Consider the following 2,324-nt stretch of genomic DNA (forward strand, 5'->3'; position numbering starts at 1 on the left):
CGTTATTTACCTAGCATCCTTCATCTCATTCATGAGATCCAAAAGTTCGTAAACAGTAATATCAAATCTAGTCTGAGAAAAATCATTGCAGAACTCTTCAGAAACCATGTCGACTATTTGAACTTCCTGAATATTTTTTTTATGAATTAAATATTGATTTCCTTCATACTCTCCATTTCTAAAATTCTGCAATTCAAGAAATTTATATATTATTAAAAAGGTTTCTTCATTCACTTCAATTTCTAAGAAATTGTTTAAACGCTGATATAAAAATTCACTATTTCTTTTGATAAATTCATCTTTGTTAAACATTTGATTCATGTCACTCCTTATATTAAATTTTATCAGGAAATACTGTCCATATATTTCCCAGCTCATCATAGACTATTCTAATAGCTGTCTCACCTTTAGTTCCGATTACTTTACCTGCATCAATTAATACTTGGAATGACTGCTGCCCCTGAGAACCAACTGGATTCTCTGATACGTTTTTAATCAAATTTCTATTATTTTGAGCACCTTTAATAATAGAATTAACAAGTGCAGTTGCTTCATCAACTGTGCCAACTTTAAATTTATTCCATCCAGATGTATTATTATTAATAGTCTCTAAATGCTTACTTTTAATTGTGAAATCATAGATGTTAATTTTATTCAATGAATTAACAGCATTATTATATAGAGCCCCGGCCCCCGGTACAACTGGAGCAGCCTTAACCCAACCCCCATTATATTTATACAGTGTAACCCCTGCTATAACTATAGCAGTCCCTACAACCCCAGCTGATATTAAAGTTGAAGAATCAACAGTGGGGCTGTTTACTAACCACGAATTTCGAAAATTCGGGTCTGCTTCTAGCTGTTGTGCCTGTGTTGATACTGTATACAATAAATTAGCATTGTCAGGGTCTTCCCAATTTATTGCTTTATAATTAATGCCCATCATAGCACATACGTAGTTCTGAGCCTTATCTATCCGATCCCAGTACGCCACCTTATCCCATTCTTCATTTAAAATAGCCTTATCTCTTTGCCCTGTCTGCCAATGGGATAAGAAGTTATACTTTGTTCCATTTAACGCAGTAACTGTACCCGTTTGTGCATCTCCACCAAGAATTTCAGTTGCAGCACCTCCAACAAGAGCACTAGCTAATTGGTGTAAAGTAGGATTTTTGATATTTTTTAGTTCTTGTTGTACTACTTCATTAAAGCCTGCCCCTGCGGCACCGGACATGAAGTCTCCACCAGCAAATTTCGCAGTAAGGCCACCAACAAAGGCATGTAATAAAACTTTGTTAGTTCCACTTTCCATCCAAAGTTGATATTCTTTTTTTGCTTCTTCCCTTTCAGTGTCATTCTTTGCATTAATAATCTTGTCTACAAGTCTATCTTTCTCTCTTTCCGCTATATCTCCAACAAGTTTTACTGCTTCCTGGCTAAATAGATTTGCTAATTCCTGTTTTTCTTGGACCGTCTTCTTATCAAAAATCTGGTCTAGCTTGTTAACGGCATTCTGGGTATCTCTGCTCAGTTTCGTAATATCCGCTTTCTGATTGGCCTGATCTTTAATTTCAATCGTTCCCTGAGCAATAGCGGCATGGGTAGTACTGGTTTTATCATCCGATACCGGAACCCCCAGATTCGGGCCTGTTGCATTACCGACACCATTGCTTTCCGCCTTGTACTCGGCTTTGTTCTCAATATCCGAGAATGTCAGAGTACCAGTAGAAAGCTTGTTTTTGTTGGCCTCTGCCTCACTGCCCAGAACAGAACCATCCAGATCGGTATTGCCTACCACCTTAATATCAAAGCCGCCCTTACCGGCAAAGATCCCGGTCTGCTCCTTGACACTCCTGTATTCGGAATCCATTTTGCCTGTATTCGCTGACAGATTTACCGAGGCCCCGGCCCCAAATCCAATACTGCCGCCAACCGATTTATTCTTCTCGGTATAGGTCTCCCGATCCTGCTGGCTGGCCAGGTTTAAATCGCCTTTTACGTCGATCTCAACGGTATCGCCTTTTACCTGCGCACCGACCAGGTTGGTGTCATTGCCAGATTTGACGGTTAGTTCCTGTTCCGCTGTAATTGTGGTCTCGTTGTAGCTGACGCTGTGTTCGTCTGTCTTTCCCTTGCCGAGTTGTCCCGATACGGCCACGCCTCCCTGCGTCAAATCTACGCCTACGGAGGCGGATTTCTGCGAGGAATGGCTGTCGCTGTCCACGGTATTGGCGGCTGACAGCAGGTTTACGTCGTTGGCCGCGTCCAGGAGGATCTCTTTCCCATTCACGCTGGAACCAAGGATAGCAATGTCCCCGTTGTTT

General features: G+C 40.9%; 2 protein-coding genes. Both read right to left on the reverse strand.

Annotated elements, in window-relative coordinates:
* Positions 1-6 precede the first annotated feature (6 nt).
* Positions 7-312 carry a hypothetical protein gene (locus tag ALO_RS18135; protein ID WP_004099030.1) on the reverse strand — a complete coding sequence of 102 codons (306 nt, stop codon included), beginning with the start codon at positions 310-312 and terminating at the stop codon, positions 7-9.
* Positions 313-334: 22 nt separating this feature from the next.
* Positions 335-2,324, reverse strand: a 1,990-nt coding sequence (locus tag ALO_RS18140; protein ID WP_004099032.1) for a hemagglutinin repeat-containing protein, incomplete at its 5' end; no start/stop codon positions are given.

The organism is Acetonema longum DSM 6540 (genome assembly GCF_000219125.1).
GTDB classification, from domain to species: Bacteria; Bacillota; Negativicutes; order Sporomusales; family Acetonemataceae; genus Acetonema; species Acetonema longum.

Coding starts and splice junctions, on each gene's coding strand:
- ALO_RS18135 (WP_004099030.1), bottom strand. CDS start 312: ATGTTTAACAAAGATGAATTTATCAAAAGAAATAGTGAATTTTTATAT.